The organism is Pseudogracilibacillus auburnensis (assembly GCF_003201975.1).
Classification (GTDB): Bacteria; Bacillota; Bacilli; order Bacillales; family Amphibacillaceae; genus Pseudogracilibacillus; species Pseudogracilibacillus auburnensis.
The window spans coordinates 61,368-86,737 of record NZ_QJJQ01000018.1; the positions used below are offsets into that span (position 1 = coordinate 61,368).

Genomic DNA, 25,370 nt, shown 5'->3' on the forward strand with positions numbered 1-25,370 from the left:
AAAAACCGAACTAACTAGATAATGATAAGTGCATACCACTCGTTCCGAAAAAAGACTTCGCTAAGGCAGTGCATTGTTCGTCTTTATATTTAATCCGCTTTCGTTATGTCCCAGCCTCGGCACCATGATAAACGTTTCTTATCTTTTTTCTTATTTTTATTCTTTTCTATAAACAGTTATTTTCAAATAAATCATTTTAAGAATACATTTTTTCATATTGTTTAAATAAATCTTTTAATGCTGATTCCAGTGCACTGCCCGCTTTTCCCAAATAATGTTCGCGAATTTTATTTACTGGTTCAACAATTCCATCTTGTAAACTATATCCTTTTAATAAATGCTCAACAAATTGTTGCGCATGTAGCGTTGCCAATGTACAACTCGTCGAGACGATGACACCGTATTTTTTATCAATTTCTGCTGTAATCGTTAATGTTTCATAGATGCTTTTAGCAGCCATGCCAGATGGAAGTCTAGCATGGCCAGCAATAAAGATAGTATTCATTCTTTTCAACTCCACTCAGTAACGATACCCTAATTGTTTTGACATTTCATTTGCAAATGTTGTACCACTGTCTTTAATATTCTCAAGTCGCTCTCCCATAAAACGGCTTGACAATCCACTAACAGCGAGCGCAGCGATTACTTTTCCCTCATGATTAAAAATTGGAAAAGATACCCCTGTTGTATCAGCATCTTGTTCTCCGATACTAATGGCAAATTGGTTTTTCCTAATTTTTTTTAATTCTTGTTTTAAAGCTATTTTATCAATTTTTTGATTTGTTAAAGTGACTAGTTCACCTTGATTCAATATTTGTTCCCGTTCTTGCTCAGGTAAAAATGCGAGCAACATTTTTGGTCCAGAACCGACATAAAGCGGAGTACTTCGGCCAATTTTCGTATGTAAACTAAGCGCTCTTTTACTATTTACTTTTTCAATATACGTTGCTTCTTGTTGATAAGCAATAACTAAATGGACAACTTCATTTATTTCCTCTGCAAACTTCTCCATGAATGGAAGTGCAATATCTCTTAATTCCAGTCGTTCTGAAACAAGATTTCCATATTCAAGTAGTTTTAACCCGAGGCCATATCTACTATCATGTGGATTTTCCTTTAGTTTGTATAAAATTCCAGAATGCTCTAACGTTGAAAGGAGCCGATATGCAGTCGGTTTTGGAATATCAGCTTTACGTGCAATTTCTTGTAAGGAAAGCTCTTTGTCTTCAATGAATAGGTCTAATATAGACAACGCTTTTATGACACTCTGATTCATACTTATACCTTCCTTCAAATAAATATACTATTAAATCAATTTCATCATTTAATATTTCGGTAAAAATCCGAACAACGGATTAGTTATTCGTTTCCAACTCTAGATGATCGCTTTTTAGCGGGAGGCTGTTAAAAACAAGGCTTAGTTCCTTGTATAGCACAAATCCTCTAAATTGTAGTAAAAGTCCCTCTACGATTTTGTAGAGGGGACCTTTTACTTGGCTTTTGCAATTTTTGTCTGCTTTTGCTTTTTCTTCTCTAAAATGTGTACATCTCGTTTTCGTAATTCTTCCATATAAATATTTCCGGGAACAATTTGTTCAGGTGGATATACGCCACGTTTATTAATCGTCCCCGCACCGATCATTTGAGCAACAATTGATATGGTCGTTGCGGTTGCTCTTGCCATCGCAGTAATCTGGTGTACTCGATCTTTAAATATGGTCATCTCATATTCATACGTCATTTCCTGATTATCTTTTTTCCCTGTGACCATGACACGTAGTAACACAGCATCGTCTTTATCCCCTAACTCAACGATCGGATCAAGCACTTTTAAAAACACTTCTCTTGGGCTAACCTTTTCTCCATTTACATCAACGACATAATCTTTTTTCGTTAAATTTAAATCGACGAGTAATTGGAATTTTTCCGCATGACCGGGATAGCGAATTGTCTTATATTCAAGCGTATCCAACTGAGGAAAAGATAAAGATAGTGTCGATGTCCCCCCAGAAGTATGAAATGCCTCTAATGGTCCAAATTTATCAAAGTAAATTTCCTCCACCTCAGAAAGAGATGGAATTTCTTGCTTTATCCCGTTACGGATAATAAGGGATGGGTCTGTATAATGATCAAATACCCCTTCCATTGAAAAAACATGATTATAAGCGAGTGGTGGATCAGGCTGTAATGGAATACCTCCGACATACAGTTTTAATGACTGGACCTTATCCAATTTACTTGCACCGTAACCTGATAAAATATTGATCATCCCAGGTGCAACACCTAAATCTGGAATAATCGTTACACCTTTTTCCTTAGCAGCGCTATCCAATTCAAGCACTTTATCGGTAATATGTCCGATATGCCCCCCTAAATCAACAACACTCACTCCTACTTTTATACCCGTTTTAGCGACCGTTTCGTTAAACGAATAAAAAAGTGCATTTATAATAACATCAAATCGCTCCATAAAATTGGCTAATTCCTTTTCATTTGAAGCATTTACGGCAAAAGCTGTTAATTTATCTGAATCAAGCTGATGACAAACTTGCTCAGCTCGACTTAAATCAATATCTGCTAAACCTACTTCCATCACGCGATCACTACTTACTAGATCTCTTGCCGCTTCTTTTCCCATTAATCCAGAACCTAAAACACCTACTTTCATCTAATCAGCTCCTCACTATTTAAAATAAGAAATATCATTTTTTAAAGTTCCTTATTCCACATCAATTTGAGCACGTTGTAATTTTCCACTATAGTCGACATAAACAGCTTTCCATTCGGTAAAGACATCAAGTGCTTGCACTCCTGAATCACGGTGACCATTTCCAGTTCCTTTCGTACCACCGAAAGGTAAATGAATTTCAGCACCCGTTGTTCCCGCGTTTACATAGACAATTCCGGTATCTAAATCACGCTGTGCCTTAAATACGCGGTTCACATCTTTTGTAAAAATCGAACTAGATAGTCCGTATGTGACACTATTATTTACTTCAATCGCTTCTTCAAATGATTTCACTGGAATGAGTGAAACGACAGGACCAAAGATTTCTTCCTGAGCAATTCTCATCTCACTCGTTGCATCTGTAAACAAAGTTGGGGCAAAATAGTTTCCATTTGCAAGATCTCCTTCTGTTAATACATGGCCACCCGCTAACAGTTTTGCGCCTTCTTCTTTTCCAATCCCAATATATTTTTTAATTTTTTCCATTCCCGCATCATTAATAATTGGACCAACTTTGACACCGTCATGAAGACCATTTCCAATCGACAACTTTTCCATCTCTGTTTGCAATCGCTTTTCTAATTCTTCTTTTACATCTTCATGGACAATGACACGACTACATGCCGTACATCTTTGCCCGCTCGTTCCAAACGCACTCCATAAAATTCCTTCCACTGCTAAATCGAGATCAGCATCATCCATCACAATAACAGCGTTTTTTCCACCCATTTCAAGCGAAACCTTTTTCAACTGCCTACCACATTCTGCTGCAATATGACTCCCCGTTTCATTCGATCCTGTAAACGAAATGACACGAATATCAGGATGATGAACCATGGCATCACCTACAGTTCCACCAGAACCAAAAACAACATTAATAATCCCTTTCGGCAAGCCAGCGTCTTCATAAATTTTTGCAAGTTCATAAGCCATAATTGGTGTTTCCGTTGCCGGCTTCCAGACGACTGCATTACCTGCAACAATTGCTGGGAATGACTTCCATGTTGCAATTGCAATTGGAAAATTCCATGGCGTAATAATGCCAACAACACCGATTGGTGCACGTACACTCATTGCAAATTTATCTTTTAATTCCGCATTTGTCGTTTGCCCGAATAATCGTCTACCTTCCCCCGCCATATAATAGGCCATATCGATACCTTCTTGCACTTCACCACGTGCCTCTTCTAACACTTTTCCATTTTCAAGTGTAAGTAGTTGGGCTAAATGTTCTTTTCGCTCTTTCATAATATTACCAACTTCATACAACACTTCTGCCCGTTGTGGTGCTGGAGTAAGCGCCCATTCCTTTTGCGCTTTTTTCGCAATTTTCACCGCTTCATCGACAGTACTTTCTTCAGATAACGGAACTTGCACCACTTCTTCTCCCGTAGCTGGATTCGTTACAGCTGTAAAATTTGTTCCTTCTACCCACTCACCATTAATATAATTAGCTAATTTTTTTACATCTAATAATGTGTTTCCCATTGTATAAGCCTCCTATTTATCTGGTTTTAGCATTTTCTCTTATTTGTTCGATCGTTCTATGTGGTGCAATTTGCTCTTTTTCGGTCAAAATTTCGATGACTACAACTTCATTACCTTTTAATGCCTCATCAAAAGCCACCGCGAAATCATCCACGGAATCCACTGTATATCCTTTTGCTCCAACACTTTCTGCCAGCTTTTGAAAAGAAACCTCTCCTAGATCGGTACCAATTACTTTTTCGGGATAATGCATTTCTTGATGCATCCGAATCGTACCGTACATATTATTATTAAATACGAGTGCAATGACAGGAATATGATAACGAACTGCTGTTTCAAGCTCGTTTGCTGTCATCATAAAGCCTCCATCCCCAGCAAGTGTGACAACTGTTTTCTTTGGAAAAGCAAGTTTTGCCCCAATCGCAGCTGGGAGTCCATACCCCATTGCCCCCGAAGTTGGTCCGACATATGTATGAGGTTCATTAAACTTAAAATAATCATGTAGCCAACCAGCAAAATTTCCTGCATCATTCGTAATTAAAGCATCTTGTGGTAAGTTTTTTTGCATATAATGGATCACACTGGAATTGATCACATTTTCATCTAAAATGTCCAACTGACTTGCTTTTTTATATTTAGCATTTTTCGCTAATGTCCACTCCTCCCAGTGACATGGAAGACGCATTCCCATAAACGAACGTAACGTTTCTGATCCATCAGCAACAATCCCAAGATTGGGACTATATACTTTTCCTAATGTCTCATCATTTATATCGATATGAATCAATGTATGATGATCTTTTAAAAGTGAATAATCCTTCGTCGTTACTTCTGATAATCTCGTGCCAAGTGCAATGATTGTATCTGCCTCTGCAATTGCTTCCTCTATATGCTTACTTGTTCCAAGACCTAAATGGCCGATAAATAAAGGATGATCATGGGGAAAAACATCATGTCTCCGAAAAGCTACTAACACTGGAAGGGTAAACTTTTCGGCAAACGTAATGACGAGTTTTTCTGCACAAGAACTTTTTATGCCACCTCCTACAATTAATAGAGGCCTTTTCGCATTAGATAGAATCTCCTCCATTTTCGTCATTTCTGCTTGTGATGGGGCTGGACGTGGTTTTGTAAATGTACTTCTAAACACCATGTCACTTTCCATTGGTAGCACATCTTCAGGTAATGAAATAACGACAGGACCGGGCCTTCCCGACTGAGCAATACGAAATGCTCTTTCCATTATTTCAGGCATTCGTTCGGGGTCACGGACTTCAACAGCCCATTTGGATATCGGCCCAAAAAACTGATCTAAATCGACTTCTTGAAATCCCTCTCTTCCTCTAAACTTACTATGAACTTGCCCAAGTAACACAATCATCGGTGTTGAATCTTGATAAGCTGTGTGTACCCCAATGGAAAGATTGGCAGCCCCCACTCCTCTCGTTGCCAAGACAATGCCTGGTTTTAACGTTGATTTCGCATATCCTTCAGCCATAAAAGCCGCCCCACCTTCATGGCGAGTAGAGATTACTTGAATAGTAGATTCATCATGTAGGGCATCTAAAACAGGTAAATAACTTTCCCCAGGTACACAAAATACGTGCTGAGTCTCTTCCCTTTTCATACATTCAACAATTGCCCTTGCTGCAGACATTCTTTTCTTCTGAACAGTCATGAATGCGTCCCCTTTATTCATTTTTTAGAAAAAGTTCACTATAAGCATATGATTGAAATCGTTTTCAATATACATTTCATTAATTGAAACGATATTTCATAAATCTATCATTAGTATATCGTAGTTCATTTTTGATTTCAATGGCTTTTTTCACTTATTCTCATAAATTGTCTGTGAAAGAAATGGGATTATCGGAAAATAGCGTGAACATCGTTATCTTCACAACCCACAAATCGAACATACTTGCTTTCCTTGATGTACAATGTTTTTATTGCAACAAGTAATGACAGTCGCAAAGGCTATCGGTGGGGCAAGCGAATGCCAATCCCAAAGATTTTGGTGAGACGAGAGTTTAGAAGTCCTAGGGCGTACTTGTGTCAATGTAAGTCACATATCTTTGCGGTGGGACGAACACAAGCGTAGTCCTAGGACAAAACTGCCTTTAGTTAGGTTAGCTGGTTGTCTTAGCCTCCGATGTATGAAAGCATAATGTTGGCATAAGTCAGAAGAACGCGAACGTTTCTAACTTCTCGCCGACTAGGACTAGCATATTCCATTTGCTAGGTGTGCTAACATACTTATTTTCCATACGATACTCTACCTTCCAATCCTTTTATCATTTGCAAAGGACTTTTAAACATAAAAAAAGAGGATATCTTTCATCCTCCGCAAATACTAATATCTCGATAATCTTGTTTCTTGAGTATGTGTAATGTTTCTAATGATCATAATTAAATAAATACCAGAAACAACTAATAATGGTTCAGCCATCAAATTATATAATGCATCCATTTTATAACTTGCGATCGTTTCATCATTTCTAAAGAAACTTTTAGTAAATAACGAGATTCCAATAATAAACGTTAACCACCAAATAATAATTGGCGATGGTGTTTTATTATTTTTCCATTCTTTATCCCCTTGCGAATAAAAGGTTGCTAACCAAATTTCTTTCATTATAATAAGTGGCTTAATTAATCCAGCTATTGGTATGAAGTACCAACATGCTGCCCATTTTGGCTCATGTTTCAATCCTTGGATTTTCGCAATTTGTAAATTTTTATATGTCCAATGTTTCCAAGTTAAAAACATGATGATAAACATAATATTTAAAATAATCCATAAAAAGTTCATATACGTTCTTAATAAAATAAAGATCATTTCTCCATATGATAAATCAAGAAACAGTTGCTCATTACTATATGCTGAATAAATACTTATCTCTATTAGTGTAGACACCGTAGTGACAACCGATAAACTGATAATTAGTTTCATCAATAAAATAGATATTCTTGCTTCTCTTACAACTGATTGATGAGTAAGTTCCAATTGTTGTTCCATTCTTTTTTCCCCTTCTCGAAAATGTATGATCATTTCATAATAAATTTCTGAACTGGATCAACTTATGTCTTACTCCAAAAAATAAATTCTTTCTAAATCAATATCATAATCAACGAATACTTGTTCATGGACATCTTCGAGTTGTTCAAGAATTTCATTTAATTCGTTCTCCATCGGCTCAAATGTTGTTTCTATTTCCTCGATATGTTTATCGTCTAAAGTATTGGTAATATTTTTATCAAAATACTCGTCTACTATTGTTAAGGCTTCAAATGAAATATCATAACCTGAAACGATCATATCGAAATAATTTTCTCCTTCTTTTGTTTTAAGCTTTGGATAATTTTTAATAAATTCGCTTTTTTCCTTTATAAAACTATTCACTTCTTTTGAGTGTTTATCAATTGCTTCTTCTTCAGAAATCGATTCATTTATAAATTCAATTTCAATCTCATCCAATGTAAGAATCAATTCTTCTAACGGTGCTTGTACATTTTCTATAAATGCACTATTTATTTCTTCATATTCAGGCTTACTTTTTCCTCCTACCCCTTTACTACATGCACTAAGCATACATAATAAGAATATCAAACTAATACGAAAGATATACTTTTTCCTCATTTTCTTTACCTCTCTTTATTAAATGTGTACTGAAGGCCTTGAAACAAAACAATAGTTGCATTATATCAGAGCACTTTAAATGGACAAGAGAAATTCGTAACAGGTCTTTGAACCCTAAAAAGAGGATAATTTTTAGTTTTACAGTCCTAATAACTAACAATAAACAATAAAAAATAGGCCTTTCACATCAAATAGGAAAGGACTACGATAGATTGGATCATTATTTTTGTATTTATTCATAAGCTAGTTATTAATAATACTTACTATTGAACTATATGTCTTTGTAAAATTTTGTTTAATTTTGGTTTTTATTCGTCAATTTCTTCATTTCTTGCTTCAATATTTTACTTTCTATTTTTAGTTCAGTTACATCCGCCATCGTAAACAGTAGGCCTGCTAAAGTTAGGCACATCTAACCCTATGTTCATTTTCCATAACCCATTTTATAGTTAGCGCATGTAAATGTACGATTATTAGATGAATCGTGCTAGCCTTTAGTATGCCGAGCGATTTGTCGGAAATAAGGACGCATACATTGCTCCAACATCCTTATTCGTTGTGAAAAATACTAACCGATGAATGTTTCTACAAAATCATCGTTCATACGAAGATCCATTATTAACTTGGGGTATTCTGCCATGAGGAGCTGGAAAACGATAAACTAGGCACGATTGGTTTCTAACTGGTATTTATTTTTTCTTTTTAATTAATGCGTATCCAGCAATTGCTTGTAAAGTAGGTGGTATGATTGTGAAGAACGATGAAGCAGCAGCACACATTAATAAGCACCCTGCTAAATTATCCCCCCATTTCCTATATCACCAATTCCGTTTCTCTTTTTCCAATGTTTCCATCGTAATCTTGCTTTTTTGAAAAGGTGGAGGACAAATAATGTTATATTTTTCAATTTTTTCATTAATGATGATTAGATCTTCCTCTATGGTACACGAATGAATTAAACTAGTTATTTCTTTTTGCAGTTTTAACCATTCAGGCAAAAAACCTGCATCCTTAGCAATCTTTTGAAAATTTTGATACAGATCCATTTCCAAGTAATTTTTAGGTAACGGCTTGCCTTTACCTTCCACTTCCATGTCATCCCCTGATCTTTTTAAAATATCCCCAATTAAATCATTATATTTCTTTTCCACACCTTCACCTCATTAAGTTCAAACTCACTGTTAATTTTTGGATGCAAGTCACTTATTACGTTATAATAAAAGTACCAATTTTTACAATATATTACATTTTTTTTAATAACTTAGACTAATATCAAATTCAAAAAGCATCATCTGTCAAAAGGAGTGAACTAGTTGTCCATCTTATTTAGAGTAGAATTTTATGTGAAAGATATTGAGAAAGCATCTTATTTACCACGCTTCATCCATTTGATACAATTGCCGGTAATATTCATTCGTTTCCATCAAGTCTTCATGACTGCCCTGCAATTTAATATTTCCTTGCTCCAAAAAGATCACTTCATCCATTAATTCCGCACCTGCTAAATGATGTGTAACCCAAATGACGGTCTTTTCTTTCGCCGCTTCAAGCATCGTTACGAGTAAATCTCTTTCTGTCTTTGGATCAAGCCCTGTCGTCGGTTCATCCATTAAAATGATAGGTGTATGTTGGATAAGTACACGTGCAAAAGCGATCCTTTGTCTTTCTCCACCCGAAAAACGCTTTCCCATTTCATCCATTTGTGTATGAATACCTTTAGGTAATTGTTCAATCATTTCTAGAATTTGCGCTTGTTTTAGTGCCTCCCTTATCTCTTCATCCGTCGCATTAGGCTTACCAATTCGAACATTATTTGCAATCGTTGTATGAAACAAATGAGGTTTTTGATTTAAAACAGAAACTGCTTCAGCTAAAAAATCACGCCCCATTTTCACATCATCTAATCGGATTTCCCCTTGATCTGGGTCAATGACACCTGCAATTAGTTTTAACAGTGTCGATTTACCAGTACCACTTTTCCCTAAGATAGCGATTTTTTTTCCTGGTTCGATTGTTAAAGTCAAATGATCGACCGTGTTTCTAGTTGCGTGGTCGTAACGGTAACTTACATTTTCAATATAGAGAGTTGGCGAGTTCCAATTGATTTTCTTTGCTGGGTTCGTATTATTTGCTACAACCCGATCCCCATCGGTTTCTTCCATGCGTTCCAGCGAATCGAGATAAGCAGGAATTTCCTCTACTGCATCACTAATTGGTAAAAGTGCATCCGTAACGGAAAACATCATCAGAACAAATGCCGCGATTAATGTGGCTGAAATCGTTCCATCACCAGTCATGGAATTTGCCCAAAACATCATAGCAACAATAACAATCCCGACAACAAAACGTAAAAATGCATCGCGAATATGATGCCAACGATTTACATCCGCTTCTTTTTTTAATAATGCGCCATTTTCAATCGTTACTTTCCTTATGACTTCATTTACTCTACCACTTACGAGCCAATCAAGTTGACCGAACATCGCATCCGTAATATGTTGGTATAACGTACCTCTTTGCTTTTTCATAAACAAATGGTTTTTCTTCATAACAATATACGAAATAAATGGCATAAGAAATACAATGATGCCGAGCAAACATAAAATCATCACCATAAACATCCAATCAAAAAATCCGATTACGATGGCAACTATACTATAAACAACAATTCCGATAATGCTTGGGAGTAGTGTGCGAATATAAAAATCTTGAAGTTTTTCAATATCATTGGATAAGACACTCAATAGATCGCCTGTTCTAAAACGACTTTGCAAAAATATCGCTTGCGGTTCAATAATATCGTACAATCTTTGTCTATATTTGACCAAAATTCGTAAGACAATGTCATGGCTTACTAATTTTTCTAGGTAAGGAAAAACCGCTTGCCCGATACTGAAAGCACGTACGGAAACAATCGGTACATAGACGACCATAATATTTTCTGGTCTAAGAGAGGATTTCGAAATTAAATAACCAGAAACGAATAAAAGCATCGCCCCTGATGTCACACCTAAAATAGCGAATAAAATTGCAAATACGATGCGAGCTTTATATTGCTTTACATACGGTGTAATCCAGCTATTCATTTTCCTTCCTCCCTTCTCCACTGGATAAATTGTTCATATTTTCCTCGCTTAGCGACCAACTCTTCATGTGTTCCTTGTTCCATTAAGTGTCCCTGTTCTAACATAAAAATATGATCCATCTGCATCATCCAATGAAGGCGGTGGGTTGCTAAGACAACGAGCCTTCCCTTAAATAAGTGGAGAATTAATTGTTTTATTTCATATTCTGTTTCGATATCTAAATGGGACGATGGTTCATCAAGCAAGATGATTGGCTTTTCACTTAATAATGCACGAGCAAGAGCAACCCGCTGTTCTTGCCCACCACTTAATGCCCGACCGCCTTCCCCTATTTTTTCCTCCATGCCATTCGGTAAGGTCGCGACAAAATCTTCTAATCCAATTTTCTGAATGATTTGCTGTACCTGTTCATCTGATGCTTTTGGTCTATAAAAGCGAATATTATCTGCAAGCGATAACGGGAAAATATATGGCTGTTGTGGAATGTACGCAATTTGGGATAGCCAAGATTCGTCGTTTAGCGATTCGACTTTTTTTCCATTCAGAAACATATCCCCTTCGCTAGGCTGAAGCCTTCCCGCAAGGATATGTAGCAGTGTTGATTTTCCAGCACCGCTTGCGCCGACAATACCAATCATTCCTGTTTTCATTTGAAAAGAAAGATTGTTTAAAAGTAATTTTTCCTTCATTTTAATTGTAATATCGTAAAAAGCAAGTGTGCTCGCAGCATCCCATTGTAAGGATGAATTGGCGGTAGTGACTTTCGATCCGCCTCCCTCTATTAACGTATTAATCTCCGTCATCGCAATTTGACCATCCAATGTTGCATGATAATCTTTTCCGACTTGTTTAATTGGCGAAAAATATTCTGGAGCTAAAATTAAAATCGTTAAGGCAGGAAGGAGCGTAATTTCCCCATCAATTAACCGTAGACCTAACCCAACTGCTACAAAAGCAATGGACAAACTTGTAAAAAAGTCTAAAGCAAAAGAAGATAAAAAAGCTACTCGCAACGTTTTCATTGTTGCTTTTCGGTAATCTGAACTAACACGACCAATCTTCTTTGCATGCTGCCGACTTTTACCTAAATAGGTTAATGTTTCGAGTCCTTTTAGCGAATCAATAAAATGATTGGAAAGTCTTGTATATGTTGCATATTGTTTATCTGCCATTTTTTCTGCAGCCATTCCTAATAAAATCATAAAAACAACGACGATCGGTACGGTAACAACTAAAATAATGGAAGATATGGGATCATAAAAATAAACGTAGATAACGATTGCTATAGGGATGATCGCCGTTTTAATCATGCGGATCCCAATTATCTCTACATACTTTTTTACATGGTCAACCCCTTCCATCAAAAGTGTCACTAAATGACCTGTTCCTAGTTGTTGAACAAAAGAAAGGTTCTGATGAAAATAACGATGTAGCAATTTTCCGCGTAACATTCGTGCTGTATTGATCGCGTACCTTTCTGCGATCGCGACTTCTATATGTGTAAGCACATAGCGAATAATAAAAGCAGCAAAAAAGAAGCCAATATCAGTTACCACGTCCCCGATCGGCATTCTTTGAAATAAAAAGGTGATTGCCCGAGCTAAAAAGAACGCTTGGGCAATAATAGCAACAGCTTCACCAATAATTAATATCGTAAGCAAACTATGTGTGAGAAAGGATCCTGGGTAATTAGGCAATCCTTTTTGTCGTTTTTCATTCATTAATATTCCAACTCATCATCTTTTTTAAGTCGTTTTCGGAAGATAAAATAACTCCAAGCAGTATACCCTAATACAAATGGTAAAAGGGTTAATGAAAAGTAAGTCATTACTTTTAATGTGTAAGCGCCTGATGCAGCGTTGTACACTGTTAAACTATACGCATCAGAAATCGAACTGATCATGACGCGTGGAAACATACCGATAAATATACTGCCAGTTAATAATATAATAGTAATAGTTGTTAAAATAAAAGCATTAAGGTCCAATTTTTGATTATTATAAAGGTTAGCAAAGAGTAATGACACCCAAGCCAGAATTGGAATTACCATAAATGTTTGACCATGATACGTAAATACATCTGAAATAAAGTAGCCAACAACGATAAATGCTAAAAATAAAATAATCGTTACAGGCGCGACTTTTCTTCCGATATTTCGAGCGCGTTCTTGTAATTCTCCTGTTGTACGTATCGTAATGAATTGTAGACCGTGTGTAATAGTTAACATAAGGAACATGATCCCACCAAGTAAGGCGAATGGATGTAAAAACTGTAAGAAGCTACCTACCATTTCTTTATCTTGGTTAATTGGCATTCCTGTCATGAAATTAGCTAAAACGACTCCCCATAAGATAGGCGGTAAAAAACTCCCAAACCATAATGCCCAGTCCCACGTATTTCGCCAACGCTGGCTATCTACCTTCCCACGAAATTCAAAGGAAACTCCCCGTAAAATAAGCGCGAGCAGCATAAAGACGAGCGGGATATAAAATCCACTAAACATCGTTGCATACCAATGAGGATAAGCTGCAAACATCGCACCACCTGCCGTAATCAGCCACACTTCATTCGCATCCCAGAAAGGGCCTATCGTGTTAATATATAAACGCTTCTCACGATCATTTTTTCCTAAAAAGCGTGAAACAATTCCTACCCCAAAGTCAAAACCTTCTAAGACGAAAAATCCAACAAATAAAATGGTAATCAATATAAACCAAAATTCATTAAGAGACAACTTCCGCACCTCCTTCTTTATCGAAAGGATCTTGCGCTACATCATGTTCTTTTTCATCATGATCTTTCTTCTTTATATGGCGAACGAATAAATAGATCGTCACAATTGCAAGCACTGTATAAAGCAATGTAAAAGAAATAAGTGAAAATAACATTTCATTTGCTGTTACTGAAGGTGATACAGCATCTTCTGTTTTCATCAGACCAAAGACAACCCATGGCTGTCTACCCATCTCCGTTAAAATCCACCCAGCCGTATTTGCGATAAACGGTAAAGCTATTCCATACGTCATTACTTTTAAATACCATTTGTTATTCGCTATCGTATCTTTTCTTGAGGCGTACATACCGTAAAAGCCGAGTAATAACATGACCCCACCAGCTCCGGTCATAATCCGGAAAACCCAGAACAATGTTTGAACAGGTGGTATATAGTCACCTGGCCCGTATTTTTCTACATACATTTCTTGTAGTTGATTCATTCCTTCCAATGAACCGCTAAACTGATTAAAAGATAGAAAGCTTAGTAAAAATGGGATCTGAATTTCAAAATCATTTTGTGTTTCTTCTGTATTAATTTTTGCAAGTACCGTAAATGGTGCTGGATCTGAACTTGTTTCCCAAAGTGCTTCAGCTGCCGCCATTTTCATTGGCTGTGATTTCACAAGATACTGCGCTTGCCAGTGTCCTGTAAAGAGAATAGCAAATGCGGATACGGCGCCAATTGTAATTGCAATTCGAAAAGACTTTTTAAACATTTCAAGATCATGTTTACGTGCAATTTTCCATGCACTGATTCCTGCGACAACAAACGCTCCTGTTGCCAAAGAAGTTAATAACACATGCGGAAATTGTGCCCATAAATGTGGGTTCGTTAAAATCGCTAAAAAGTCATTCATTTGTGCTCTACCATCAGCAAATTCAAACCCTACTGGATTTTGCATAAAGGAGTTCGCTGATAAAATCCAAAATGCGGATAAAATGGTACCAATTGATACAAGCCAAATAGACGCTAAGTGTACCTTTTTGGAAAGTCGGTTCCAACCGAATACCCAAATTCCAATAAACGTTGATTCCATAAAAAAAGCGAGTAACCCTTCAATCGCAAGAGATGGACCAAATACATCACCGACAAATCGTGAATATGTTGACCAGTTCATCCCAAACTGGAATTCTTGTAATATACCAGTAACTACACCGACAGCAAAATTAATGAGAAATAAAACAGCCCAAAATTTTGTCATCTTTTTATAAATGTCATTACCTTTGATTACATATAAAGTTTGCATAATGGCAATCGTAAAAGCTAAACCAATTGAAACCGGAACGAAAAAATAATGAAAGATTGTCGTTGACGCAAATTGTAGGCGGGCAATGACTAACGGATCCATTTATTAACATCTCCTCTGCCTTAAAAGTACGTGTTCAAAAAGACCGATAAAATGGGGATCTAAGAAGTTCCACTGGCTAATAACGCCACGTCCTGGGACTGCGCGCCTTTAGCCAGTGATCAGTAAGAAAGGATTTACCCTTTCTTATCTGCCAACGGAGAAATTCGATGTGTCATGTTTGTTGGACTTTTTGAACAACCTCTTATAAGTAATCTATTTAAAATAATTGATTATCCACGTAACTGTACTTTTAGTATACGTTATATTTGCTATGCACTCGTTAGCAACTATTACAAACTCCGTACGGTTTCATGGCGGTTTATTGACATTTTGTGGAGAATGCGTTTTCATGTTAATATATGTTATTTATTTTCTATTCCCTTTCATTAATAAGAAAAAACTCCTAATAGAATTAGAAGTTTTTCATGATCTTGCTGCTTACCCTTTATCGTGATTCGTCATTTTTCTCTTTACGGTCACTAATAAACTTTTTCCCAGTTAAGACGATTAAAAATAATAACCAAGAGGTAACAACATAATAAATTAATTTACCTGCTCCTTCAATATCTTTCAGAAAAAAAGTCATCCCAAGCCAGATAATTAATACACCCAAAATTTGATAGCCATAAAACTTTAAATCCACTTTCATTTTAATCATCCCCTAAACGATCATTCCTAAAGCCAATTTTAACGCACTATAGGAAAAAATCCAATGAGAAGGGACAGGAATAAATAATGATTAGCCTCTTCTATAAAATATAAGGTAGGATTAAACTAGTTACGGAAATTCTGCCCATTTAGCTGTTTTTTCATTATCCCATGGTAAATGAGAGCGGAATTGTAACTTGTTTTACATTTTTCCATCATTGAATGGTAGGATTGGAAATTAAGTCCTTATTGGTGAGTAAAAACCCGATCCAAGTCTTCAACCTATTTCTGGTTTCTTATAGTTTGCGCTTGGCTTAAGGTTTTACGCACTTTCCCGAAAATTTCCGCACTAGACTCAAGGGTTTCCGCACTTTCCCGAAAATTTCCGCACTGGGCTCAAGGATTTCCGCACTTTCCCGAAAATTCCCGCACTGGGCTCAAGGATTTCCGCAACTTCTCGAAAATTTCCGCACTAGACTTAAGATTTTACGCACTTTCCCGAAAATTCCCGCACTTTCCCGAAAGTGTTAGCGTCCATTCACTAGTTCCTTCCTTGCGATATGCCGCACCACTTTTCAAATCCATGAATACCAAGACCCTAGTCATAACCGGACGAAACTTGTAGTTTGTCGGCTGTAAAGCGATATTAAGTAAGCTGTTTTACCAGAATGATGGTACAAACATCAAATCGCTTTACTATAGGTTCTTTTTTTCAATTTCTTTTACCAAGTTTGCCATTTCAATTGCCGACACTGCTGCATCTGTACCTTTATTCCCGCTCGTTGTACCTGAACGTTCGATCGCTTGCTCAATCGTGTCTGTCGTGATAACTCCAAAAATAATTGGTTTTCCAGTTTGCAAACTTGCTTGTGCAATACCTTTTGCCGCTTCATTACAGACATAATCAAAATGAGGTGTCGCACCACGTATAACTGCACCAAGCGCAATTACTGCATCATAGGACTGTTCTGCCATTTGTTTTGCAATTAACGGTATTTCAAAAGCGCCTGGTACCCAGGCGACATCAATATTTTCCTCAACTACATCATGGCTCTTCAATGCACCTAGTGCACCTTCTAGTAAGTTTTTAGTGATAAGATCATTAAATCTACCAATTACAATTCCAATCTTCAAATTTGTTCCAACGACATTTCCTGAAAAAGTTTTCCCCACTTTTATCTCTCCCTCTATTAAGTTAATAAATGTCCTAGTTTCTGCTTTTTAGTTGCCAAGTATCTATAGTTTTCATCATGTGCAGCTATTTCAATTGGCACACGTTTTACTACCTTCACCTCGTTTGATTCTAATGCTGCAATTTTCCTCGGATTATTTGTTACTAATTCAACCTCACGAACTTGTAAATCTTTTAAAATAGCAGCACTAATCCCGTACTCTCGTAAGTCATCCGAAAAACCTAAGGCGTGATTCGCTTCAACCGTGTCAAGTCCTGTATCTTGAAGTTCATAAGCACGTAATTTATTAAAAAGTCCGATGCCTCTTCCTTCTTGACGCATATATACTAGCACGCCACTACCGTGATCATTTATCATTTCAAGTGCCGATTCCAATTGGGGACCACAGTCACAACGGAGTGAGTGAAAAATATCTCCAGTTAAACATTCTGAATGGATACGGGTTAAAACAGCTTCATTATGATCCACCTCCCCTTTCACAAGGGCAAGATGTTCCTTATCATCAAGATTGTTGGAGTAACCAATCATCCGAAATTCACCAAACTTAGTTGCTAACGTCGTTTCAGCCTCACGTACCACTCTTGTTCCGTGTTTTTTACGATAGGCAACTAAATCTTCAATCGTAATCATTTTCATCTTGAATGTTTGAGCGATTTTTTGTAAATCGAGAATACGAGCCATCGAACCATCTTCTTTCACAATTTCGCAAATCACACCAGATGGAAATGCCCCACTTAATAAGGCCAAATCAGTCGATGCTTCTGTATGACCTGGACGCTCTAAAACGCCCCCCGCTTTCGCGATAAGTGGAAACACATGACCTGGCTGTTTAAACTCTGATTTTGTTACGCTCTTCTTTGTTAAAGCTTTGATCGTTAACGCCCGTTCAAATGCACTTATGCCTGTCGTAGTATCTTTATGATCGATACTAACTGTAAAAGCGGTACTGTAAGGGTCGGTATTTCGTGCTGTCATTAAAGGTAATTCTAGCTTTTCCGCAAGTTGTGGTGTAATGGACGTACAAACTAGACCTTTTCCATGTGTAATCATAAAATTAATCGTTTCAGGTGTTATTTTTTCAGAAAGTGCTACAAAATCACCTTCGTTTTCACGATCTTCATCATCCACCACAATGATTATCTTCCCTTGTTGTAAATCAGCAATTGCTTCTTCTATCGTATGAAACATTTTTTTCCCTCCCTTTTAGTTTTGTACCTGTAAATAATGGTGTACATGTTTTGCTAACATATCACATTCAATATTGACAATATCTCCAACAGCTTTTTCCCCAAGTATCGTAACATTAACGGTGTGGGGGATTAATGAAATCGTAAAAACACCGTCGCTTGGCTTAATACCAAAGATCGTTAAACTAACTCCTTCGACAGCAACTGATCCTTTCATTATAAAGTAACGGATTAATTTTTTGGACACGTTGATATCATAATAAACGGCATTTTCCACAGGCTCTCTACGAATAATTTTTCCGACACCGTCTACATGCCCTGTTACAAAATGACCGCCAAACCGATCTTGCGCCTGTAAAGAACGTTCTAAGTTAACAGGAGCTCCTATCTTTAGATAAGCAAGTGATGTTGTTTTTATCGTCTCAGGCATGACATCAACTTGAAAAATGGTATGATTAAAGGCAATTACTGTTAAACAAATTCCATTTACAGCAATACTGTCACCAAGTTGAATATCAGCTAATATTTTCTCAGCTTTGATCGATAATTGAATTGCCTGTTTAGACAATTCATGTATATGAGTAATTTCCCCGACTTCCTCTACTATCCCAGTAAACATTACATCATCCCTTTCTTACAGCTACAATTTTCAAATTGTCATCCATTTTTTCTACTTGCTTTATTTGAAATTCCAGCGCTTCTGTTAATTTTTGAAAACCTTCCCCTGCAAACGATGTTTTTGCATTTTTTCCACCAATGATAATCGGGGCTATATACATAATGAATTGATTCATTAAGTTCTTTTGCAAAAAAGCATCATTTACCGTTGCTCCACCTTCCACAAAAACAGAGGTAATGCCTTCCAATGCAACAATTCTTAACACATTTTTTATATCAATTTTTTCACTTTCAACAGTAAAAATACGAACGAACTGGTTATTCTTAAATGGTTCTTTTCTCTCTGCTGAAACTCTCTCCCCAACGAATATCCATGTTTCAGCTTGCTTATCTGTTACAACATTTGCATGTAAAGGTGTTCGTAAATGTGTATCTAATATGATACGAACAGGGTTTTTTCCATTTTGTATTCGTGTCGTTAAGCGTGGATTATCATTTAAGACAGTATTGATTCCGACTAAAATAGCATCATGACAATGTCGATAGTGATGCACATCTGTACGAGCTGTTTTATTCGTAATCCATTTACTATCTCCTTTGGCTGTTGCTATTTTTCCATCAAGACTAACAGCCGACTTTACCGTAACATAAGGTAGTTTGTTTTTAATATAATGGAAAAAAACATCATACAGTTGCAAAGCTTCTTTGTGCAATAGTCCTACTTCAACATCAATTCCAGCTTTCGTTAATTTCATTATCCCGCTTCCAGCAACTTTTTCATGGTAATCTGTACAGGCAATCACAACTCTTTTTATCCCTTTTTTGATGATGAGATCTGCGCAAGGAGCGGTTTTACCATCATGACTACACGGTTCCAATGTAACAAATATCGTTGCATCATGTGCTTTCTCACCCGCCATTTGTAATGCAATAACTTCCGCATGCTCCTCCCCACTTTTTAAATGGGCACCAAAGCCTATTATGGCACCATCCTTTACAACAACTGCACCAACTGGTGGATTCGGGGTTGTTTGACCTTTCACACTTTTTGCGAGTTGCAATGCTAGTTTCATATACTCTTTATCTAACAACCTAATCCCTCCTTTTAAACGTAAAAAAACCCCTGATTTCCTCAGAGGTTTAAACTTAATAGAATGTATTAAATAAGCAAATAGACGTGCTAAAAATACACGTAAACAGACACAACTATCCTCTCTTTTTTCCATTACAAAATATGCAAGCTCAAAGAAAAGAGGCATGTTGCACCATTACCTATTCACTCGTTTAACAATTCTTCTCCCATCCAGACTTTAACTGTCGGCTCTGGAGTTACACCAGATCAGCCATGCCACCCTAAATGTAGCACAGGTCACGGGCTTATAAGGATTGTAGTCCTTATCACCGTCGATTGGGAATTTCACCCGACCCCGAAGAATTAATTTTGTATGCAGTTGTATGTTTACTTTAGCTAAAGTGCGCTTAAATGGCAAGTTTAAAGGCTTTTTGCTTTTTCAAATACGTTATTTTAAGCTACTTTATGCTAGTTTAGGCTGAATTTGGGCAACAATTGGGCAACAATTGCCAACTTGTTGACGAGATATTATATTAATTAGCTTTTCAGCCCTCAATTACATTATAACATCAATCCTTATTATGTAACTAATTCGTGTATAGTATTTTTATAAAAACATGTTCTTGTTTATTAAATAATCAGATAGAGAATACGATAAGATACAAGGTAATTGTTGTATCCCTGACAATTCCCCCCTTTTATCCGAATTAGCACAAAATTCATAACCTTCTATCAGACATGGTATAAATTGACCATTATAAATACCATATAAATCCCACAAAGCCATTATCCACCAAATATGGTATTGCATTTTTACGGATAATATAAAATAATCAAACTATTAAAAAGAAAGAGGTGGTAAATTTTGAAGAAAATAAGTTTAGTGGTTTTAGTAACATTATTAAGTGTTTTTTTAGTTAATTCAGAAACTACCTTTGCTAGCGAGAATTACGATAATAGTGAGGATTACGGTAACTACATTGAATTAGACGATCAGTCATACCGTGTTGTGTTTGAAGAAGAAGTGATTTTAGATTATATGAAAAAAGAAAATACAGACCGAACAACAGCGAAAGAAGCATTAGGGATTACAGATTCCGTCAATGCATTGGCATCATGTACTACTCAATGGAGACACTATACTAGTTCAAAAAAGAAAATTGAAATGGGAGTTTATTTAACCCTTTCACCTTATGTACGCGTACAAAATTGCAGTGGCAATGAGTCTTTCCTGAGTATTTCCAGCGCTCGACCGGGGTATGCGTTTAGCGGTACATTAAGTAAATGGGCCCATCTTACAACAGCTGGGGCTGTTAGGTCGTCAAATAAACGTATAGAATTGCACGCATCAGGATATATGAAAGACCTTACAACACGATACTGGAATTATAGTAATTGTATAAGAGCTAAAACTTCCAAAGGAAGTGCAGGGTGTTTTTAAAGTAGATAAAGAGGTTGTCTCTAAAAAGGAAAAATTCCAGAGACAACCTTTTTATTTTTAAGTTCATCAAGTTTTATCAATCTTCTTTTTCATTAATAGCATCATCATGCATCTCGTTTAAAATCTCAATAATAATGTTATTTTGATCACGTAAATTTATTAAATGATGGATTATTGTTCCTAATCCAACAAAAACTATAAGCGTTAGTATTATTAACATTCCATACCTCCATCTAATGTCCGATTGTTTAATGGTTGCCAACTAAAACATTCCCAAGAGACTAAAGGGGTACTCTCTAGGGACATTATACAACAAACAAATACATTTAGCATCCAAGAATTGCAGAATAATCATATTTTTGATAATGCCAAATTCCGGACGAATCGCAAACGGTTTACGAACATTCGGTTTTAATAAGATTTCTGAAACTTGGATGTTTTGGAATCCTCTTTATTTTACTAAAAACAAAAACGATAAAGATACAAAAGAAGGCAATTAAGCCCTCTGACTAAATAATTTCCATTCGTATATAGCGTATGAGTATTTTTTATATTATTGTGTGCATAAAAACACCGCTATCCTTACCATTGGAGATTAGCGGATTGTTTTGTTATTCGTTAAGGGCGACTTATCCTTCTTTTACTAGAAGTAGTTAAAATATAGGAGTAAGTTAAATAATGTTCAAAACGGTACTTTTTCCATGGTATAAGCCCACATATATTAATAGATCTTCATATTTCTAAATATAACTATTTTACTACTATTCTTACATTTTTTACGATATTATCATGGGCATAAGGAGGAGATACATTGAGGACTATTGGAATAAGAGTTACTCCGAAAACGATATTTTATACAATAATTGTAGACGATGAAAAAATTACACACGAAACACTAATTATCCCCATTGCATTAAACAACGACACTCCTAGGCAATTATCCTTTATTAGGACTACATTACACTCTATTATTTGTGAATATGACGTTCAATATGCAGGGATTAGGACTATCGAAGGGAATGCAAGAACTTGGAATCGTTTTAGGATAAACATAGAAGGAGTAATACAGGAATTATTTTCGGACAGCACAATACTTTATTATTTTGCTGGTACTAAATCTTCAATCCAATCAAGGCTAGGAATATCCGCCACAGAAATTAACGAATGTATTGACGGTACTTCAAATATTTATTTAGTTAATAACTGGGAAAACATAGATCAAAACCACAGAGAAAGTTTTCTAGTCGCAAAATCAGCGTTACTTTCATCAAGGAGAGATTAAAGTTGTTAAAAATAAATCAGGTAGAGATACAATTATCTTTATCACAATGGAAAGAAATTGGAAATAATGAAGGTAAAAATTCAAAGGTTTGGCTTGCAAAAGACGATCAATTAGACCAAGCGTTAATCTTAAAAAAAATAACTAAAAAGTCTCTAGACAAACAAGACGTATCAGATTACTTTGCTGAAGCAAAAATTCTAAATAAAAGTAAGCATCCTAATATAATGCCTATACATTATTCTGGTGAAGACGATGAATTTATTTATATCACTATGCCTTATTATTATAATGGTTCTTTGAATTCGATAATTGAAAAGCGAATGCTGTCCGTAAGAGAAATTATTAAATATTCTTTAGATTTTCTTTCAGGATTATTGTTTATACATATAAACGGACTGGTACACGTGGACATTAAACCTTCTAATATAATACTTAATGATTCCGATAGGGCAATATTAACTGATTTTGGACTATCTGGATACCTTAATGAGCATGGGCTGTTCTCTCAACCAATACAATACCGGACTCATCGATCACCTGAATCATATAATGTAAATGAAAAGTCTATTCACGATGACATTTATCAAGCTGGGCTTACACTATACAGAATGTGTAATGGAAACGATTCCTTCGACAAACAACTTGAGAACTTGATAAAAAAACATAATGGAAAAAACGATAAAATAGTGGAGGATATTCAAAAAGGGAAATTTCCTGACAGACATTCTTACCCTCCACACATCCCTAAAAGTCTTTCTAGAGTTATAAATAATATGCTAAACGTCGATACTGATAAAAGATATAATAGTGTGCTAACAATAATAAATCATCTTAGTAAAATTGATAAAATGCTTGATTGGGTATATAATAAAAATGAAAATAATTATGAATGGACGCTCAATACTGAAAGTTCTATTTTAACCGTAAGTTTATTAAGAAATCAAAATGATTTTATCACTTCTGCGGAAAAATTAACAAAAGGAAGCGGAAACATTCGAAAACAACATAAATTTACGGGCACTCATGATTCAGAAAAAGATGCTTTTAAATTCCTGAGAGACAAATTTTAAAAAATAAAGGGCGGTGTAAATGATGTACTTTGAAGAAGATAAAATAAAAAGAATACATTTATCTAATCCTTCCATCAACACACCATTGTCCAAACGATTAATTAAAAATAATTCTATTGACTTAAGAAACAACTCTTATACTATAGATCATGGTAATGGATATGATGAAATAAAACCTATTGATCCAAATAAGTTAATAAAAGCACATATTAAGAGATAGCCCCTCAACGATCGAGGGGCCCTGTTATTTATTTAATATCCTTTCGACTTAAGCACAGCTTGCAATTTCTCACGTGTATGCGGACCATATACCCCGTCCACTTCATACGGTAAGTAAACCATTTGGAAGCGTCTAATTGCATCTACTGTTTTAGGGCCTAGTATTCCATCAACAGAACCACATTTAAAATAAATCGCATTAAGGGCACGTTGTAGTTGTTTAACGCCATTACCGCGTGAACCATTTCTTAAAATTCCGCTTGGTAATGGGTACTTATAAGATGACTGTGGTTTCTTTGGTTGGCTAGGCTTACGAGTAAATGTATTTTTAGCCTTACCTAAGTTAATTGTCTGACCAACTTTTAACTTTTTAGGATCTCCTTTTGGATTGGCAGTAATTAAATCTTCTACGCTAATGCCATCTAAGTTGTGAGCAATGCCCCAGAACGTGTCACCTTCTTGAATTTTATAAGTACTTGGAGTTTTTGCAGTTGGTTTACTTAAATTCAAAAACTTAAATGCCTCTTTATAATTGTAAACACAGCAAGCCTTCCAACTATAACCAGGCATTTCATGGTGTGATTTATCCTGGTTACCAATTTGATCAGCAACTAATGCTGCATGTAATTCCGCAATGGATCCTTTAGTTGCATCGTCTAATTTATCACTTCGATAATCTCCAGCAACACAGACACCTAAAGAATATTGGTTGCTGTTCCCGACATGATAAGTACGTTGATTAATATCATTTGCATAAACAATTCTTGCACGATTACCTTTATTAGTTTTGACAACGTTTTGAGGTTCAATGATAAATGCATAACCTACACCCGGCCAACCTAAGGAAATATGAAAACGCGCGAATGCTGCTGCAACAGATCCACCTAACGTTTTCTTAGTTAACGAGTGGTGCCAAACACGGTCAGTAATTTTTCGTGTACGTCTTGAATACGACCCATTTTTAAGAATGGATGATCTATGATCTACTAACTGTGGTAACTTTTGAAATGCGTAACTCATGTTAATATCCCCTTTCACAAATTAAAATAGAGCAACGACTTAATCGCTACTCTTTGATTTACTGTTTAACGTTTCTACTGCTTTCCGTAAAACATCTGGTACTGGTAAATTCGTTTTACCGACTGTTTCTAAGATGGACAACAATTCATTCGCTAAATAAAAAAAGATGACTGCGTCACGTATGAATGTGCCATCTCCCATAATTGTATCTATCGAATATGCTACAGCGACTAACGCTAAGATCATTACTTTTTTAGCAATACCCCTAAAGCCGATTTTACTATTTAATTGCCCATAACTTGCAGCAACTAAAACCCCTAAAATATAATCAAATGCAATAAATAATACTAAGACTTGCAACAAAGGCGACCAACCTCCCAATAAAAATGTGACGATCGCCCCAAGGACAGCGACAATTGATTTAAATAAAGTTTCCATAATTACCTCCATTAAATTTTTGACATAAAAAATACGCCCCTAATTGGACGTGTTAATATTTTCTAAAAAAGTTTCTGATAGCTTCAAATCGTATATTGTGACTACAATCTTCGCAT

The 25,370-nt window shown here is 36.0% G+C and carries 24 protein-coding genes and 1 riboswitch; of the genes, 4 read left to right on the forward strand and 20 right to left on the reverse strand.

The genetic code is table 11. The annotated features are described in order from the left end of the window. Nucleotides 1–196: 196 nt before the first annotated feature. The 17 genes from DFR56_RS19290 to ribD all read right to left on the reverse strand — a co-directional run bounded on the left by DFR56_RS19290 (nt 197) and on the right by ribD (nt 19,803). The gene (locus DFR56_RS19290; protein ID WP_110397091.1) at nt 197–505 is read right to left on the reverse strand and encodes a DUF3870 domain-containing protein; all 309 of its coding nucleotides are present in this window, start codon (nt 503–505) and stop codon (nt 197–199) included. Nucleotides 506–520: 15 nt separating this feature from the next. Next, nucleotides 521–1,276 (reverse strand): IclR family transcriptional regulator, encoded by a 756-nt coding sequence (locus DFR56_RS19295; RefSeq protein WP_110397092.1) that lies wholly within the window; start codon nt 1,274–1,276, stop codon nt 521–523. A gap of 213 nt (nt 1,277–1,489) precedes the next feature. Beyond that, on the reverse strand, nt 1,490–2,668 hold the full coding sequence (locus DFR56_RS19300) for a saccharopine dehydrogenase family protein (protein ID WP_110397093.1): 1,179 nt from the start codon (nt 2,666–2,668) through the stop codon (nt 1,490–1,492). Between the two features lie 51 nt (nt 2,669–2,719). Beyond that, nucleotides 2,720–4,216, reverse strand: coding sequence for an aldehyde dehydrogenase family protein (locus tag DFR56_RS19305; RefSeq protein ID WP_110397094.1), 1,497 nt, complete (start codon nt 4,214–4,216; stop codon nt 2,720–2,722). 16 nt (nt 4,217–4,232) lie between these two features. Then, nucleotides 4,233–5,894, reverse strand: a complete 1,662-nt coding sequence (locus DFR56_RS19310; RefSeq protein ID WP_110397095.1) for a thiamine pyrophosphate-dependent enzyme — start codon at nt 5,892–5,894, stop codon at nt 4,233–4,235. A 675-nt stretch (nt 5,895–6,569) separates the two neighbouring features. Further along, entirely contained in the window at nt 6,570–7,235 is a 666-nt protein-coding gene (locus DFR56_RS19315) for a DUF4328 domain-containing protein (protein ID WP_158525726.1), read from the reverse strand. Nucleotides 7,236–7,304: 69 nt separating this feature from the next. After that, on the reverse strand, nt 7,305–7,856 hold the full coding sequence (locus tag DFR56_RS19320; protein ID WP_110397097.1) for a hypothetical protein: 552 nt from the start codon (nt 7,854–7,856) through the stop codon (nt 7,305–7,307). 818 nt (nt 7,857–8,674) lie between these two features. Further along, nucleotides 8,675–9,007 (reverse strand): DnaJ family domain-containing protein, encoded by a 333-nt coding sequence (locus tag DFR56_RS19325; RefSeq protein WP_110397098.1) that lies wholly within the window; start codon nt 9,005–9,007, stop codon nt 8,675–8,677. 219 nt (nt 9,008–9,226) lie between these two features. Beyond that, on the reverse strand, nt 9,227–10,942 hold the full coding sequence (gene cydC / locus DFR56_RS19330; RefSeq protein ID WP_110397099.1) for a thiol reductant ABC exporter subunit CydC: 1,716 nt from the start codon (nt 10,940–10,942) through the stop codon (nt 9,227–9,229). Further along, a complete protein-coding gene (gene cydD / locus DFR56_RS19335) occupies nt 10,939–12,663 on the reverse strand; it encodes a thiol reductant ABC exporter subunit CydD (protein WP_110397100.1) in 1,725 nt (574 codons plus the stop codon). Before cydD ends, cydC begins: the two co-directional genes overlap by 4 nt. Further along, a complete protein-coding gene (gene cydB / locus DFR56_RS19340) occupies nt 12,663–13,676 on the reverse strand; it encodes a cytochrome d ubiquinol oxidase subunit II (protein WP_110397101.1) in 1,014 nt (337 codons plus the stop codon). Before cydB ends, cydD begins: the two co-directional genes overlap by 1 nt. Next, nucleotides 13,666–15,066, reverse strand: coding sequence for a cytochrome ubiquinol oxidase subunit I (locus tag DFR56_RS19345; protein WP_110397102.1), 1,401 nt, complete (start codon nt 15,064–15,066; stop codon nt 13,666–13,668). Before DFR56_RS19345 ends, cydB begins: the two co-directional genes overlap by 11 nt. Nucleotides 15,067–15,511: 445 nt before the next feature. Continuing rightward, nucleotides 15,512–15,715, reverse strand: coding sequence for a hypothetical protein (locus DFR56_RS19350; RefSeq protein ID WP_110397103.1), 204 nt, complete (start codon nt 15,713–15,715; stop codon nt 15,512–15,514). Between the two features lie 695 nt (nt 15,716–16,410). Continuing rightward, on the reverse strand, nt 16,411–16,887 hold the full coding sequence (gene ribH, locus DFR56_RS19355) for a 6,7-dimethyl-8-ribityllumazine synthase (protein WP_110397104.1): 477 nt from the start codon (nt 16,885–16,887) through the stop codon (nt 16,411–16,413). Nucleotides 16,888–16,904: 17 nt separating this feature from the next. Continuing rightward, nucleotides 16,905–18,095 carry a bifunctional 3,4-dihydroxy-2-butanone-4-phosphate synthase/GTP cyclohydrolase II gene (locus tag DFR56_RS19360; RefSeq protein WP_110397105.1) on the reverse strand — a complete coding sequence of 397 codons (1,191 nt, stop codon included), beginning with the start codon at nt 18,093–18,095 and terminating at the stop codon, nt 16,905–16,907. A gap of 15 nt (nt 18,096–18,110) precedes the next feature. Continuing rightward, nucleotides 18,111–18,713 (reverse strand): riboflavin synthase, encoded by a 603-nt coding sequence (ribE, locus tag DFR56_RS19365; RefSeq protein WP_110397106.1) that lies wholly within the window; start codon nt 18,711–18,713, stop codon nt 18,111–18,113. 4 nt (nt 18,714–18,717) lie between these two features. Next, complete coding sequence (gene ribD, locus DFR56_RS19370) at nt 18,718–19,803, reverse strand: bifunctional diaminohydroxyphosphoribosylaminopyrimidine deaminase/5-amino-6-(5-phosphoribosylamino)uracil reductase RibD (protein WP_110397107.1); 1,086 nt, start codon at nt 19,801–19,803, stop codon at nt 18,718–18,720. Between the two features lie 196 nt (nt 19,804–19,999). Continuing rightward, a riboswitch (FMN riboswitch) is annotated at nt 20,000–20,151 on the reverse strand. A gap of 498 nt (nt 20,152–20,649) precedes the next feature. Between ribD and DFR56_RS19375 the strand changes: the two genes are divergently transcribed. After that, the gene (locus DFR56_RS19375) at nt 20,650–21,225 is read left to right on the forward strand and encodes a hypothetical protein (protein ID WP_110397108.1); all 576 of its coding nucleotides are present in this window, start codon (nt 20,650–20,652) and stop codon (nt 21,223–21,225) included. 76 nt (nt 21,226–21,301) lie between these two features. Here the strand turns inward: DFR56_RS19375 and DFR56_RS23125 are convergent, their stop codons facing one another. Then, a complete protein-coding gene (locus DFR56_RS23125) occupies nt 21,302–21,445 on the reverse strand; it encodes a hypothetical protein (protein WP_158525727.1) in 144 nt (47 codons plus the stop codon). A 591-nt stretch (nt 21,446–22,036) separates the two neighbouring features. Here DFR56_RS23125 and DFR56_RS19380 point away from each other — a divergent pair. From DFR56_RS19380 to DFR56_RS19390, 3 genes are read left to right on the forward strand one after another with little or no spacing between them, the layout of a single operon-like run. Then, nucleotides 22,037–22,507, forward strand: a complete 471-nt coding sequence (locus DFR56_RS19380) for a hypothetical protein (RefSeq protein ID WP_110397109.1) — start codon at nt 22,037–22,039, stop codon at nt 22,505–22,507. A gap of 2 nt (nt 22,508–22,509) precedes the next feature. Beyond that, nucleotides 22,510–23,577, forward strand: coding sequence for a serine/threonine-protein kinase (locus DFR56_RS19385; RefSeq protein WP_158525728.1), 1,068 nt, complete (start codon nt 22,510–22,512; stop codon nt 23,575–23,577). Between the two features lie 19 nt (nt 23,578–23,596). Continuing rightward, nucleotides 23,597–23,797 (forward strand): hypothetical protein, encoded by a 201-nt coding sequence (locus DFR56_RS19390; RefSeq protein ID WP_244916591.1) that lies wholly within the window; start codon nt 23,597–23,599, stop codon nt 23,795–23,797. 32 nt (nt 23,798–23,829) lie between these two features. Here the strand turns inward: DFR56_RS19390 and DFR56_RS19395 are convergent, their stop codons facing one another. Further along, entirely contained in the window at nt 23,830–24,816 is a 987-nt protein-coding gene (locus tag DFR56_RS19395) for a peptidoglycan-binding protein (RefSeq protein WP_110397111.1), read from the reverse strand. Between the two features lie 39 nt (nt 24,817–24,855). Continuing rightward, nucleotides 24,856–25,254, reverse strand: coding sequence for a phage holin family protein (locus DFR56_RS19400; RefSeq protein WP_110397112.1), 399 nt, complete (start codon nt 25,252–25,254; stop codon nt 24,856–24,858). Nucleotides 25,255–25,370 lie beyond the last annotated feature (116 nt).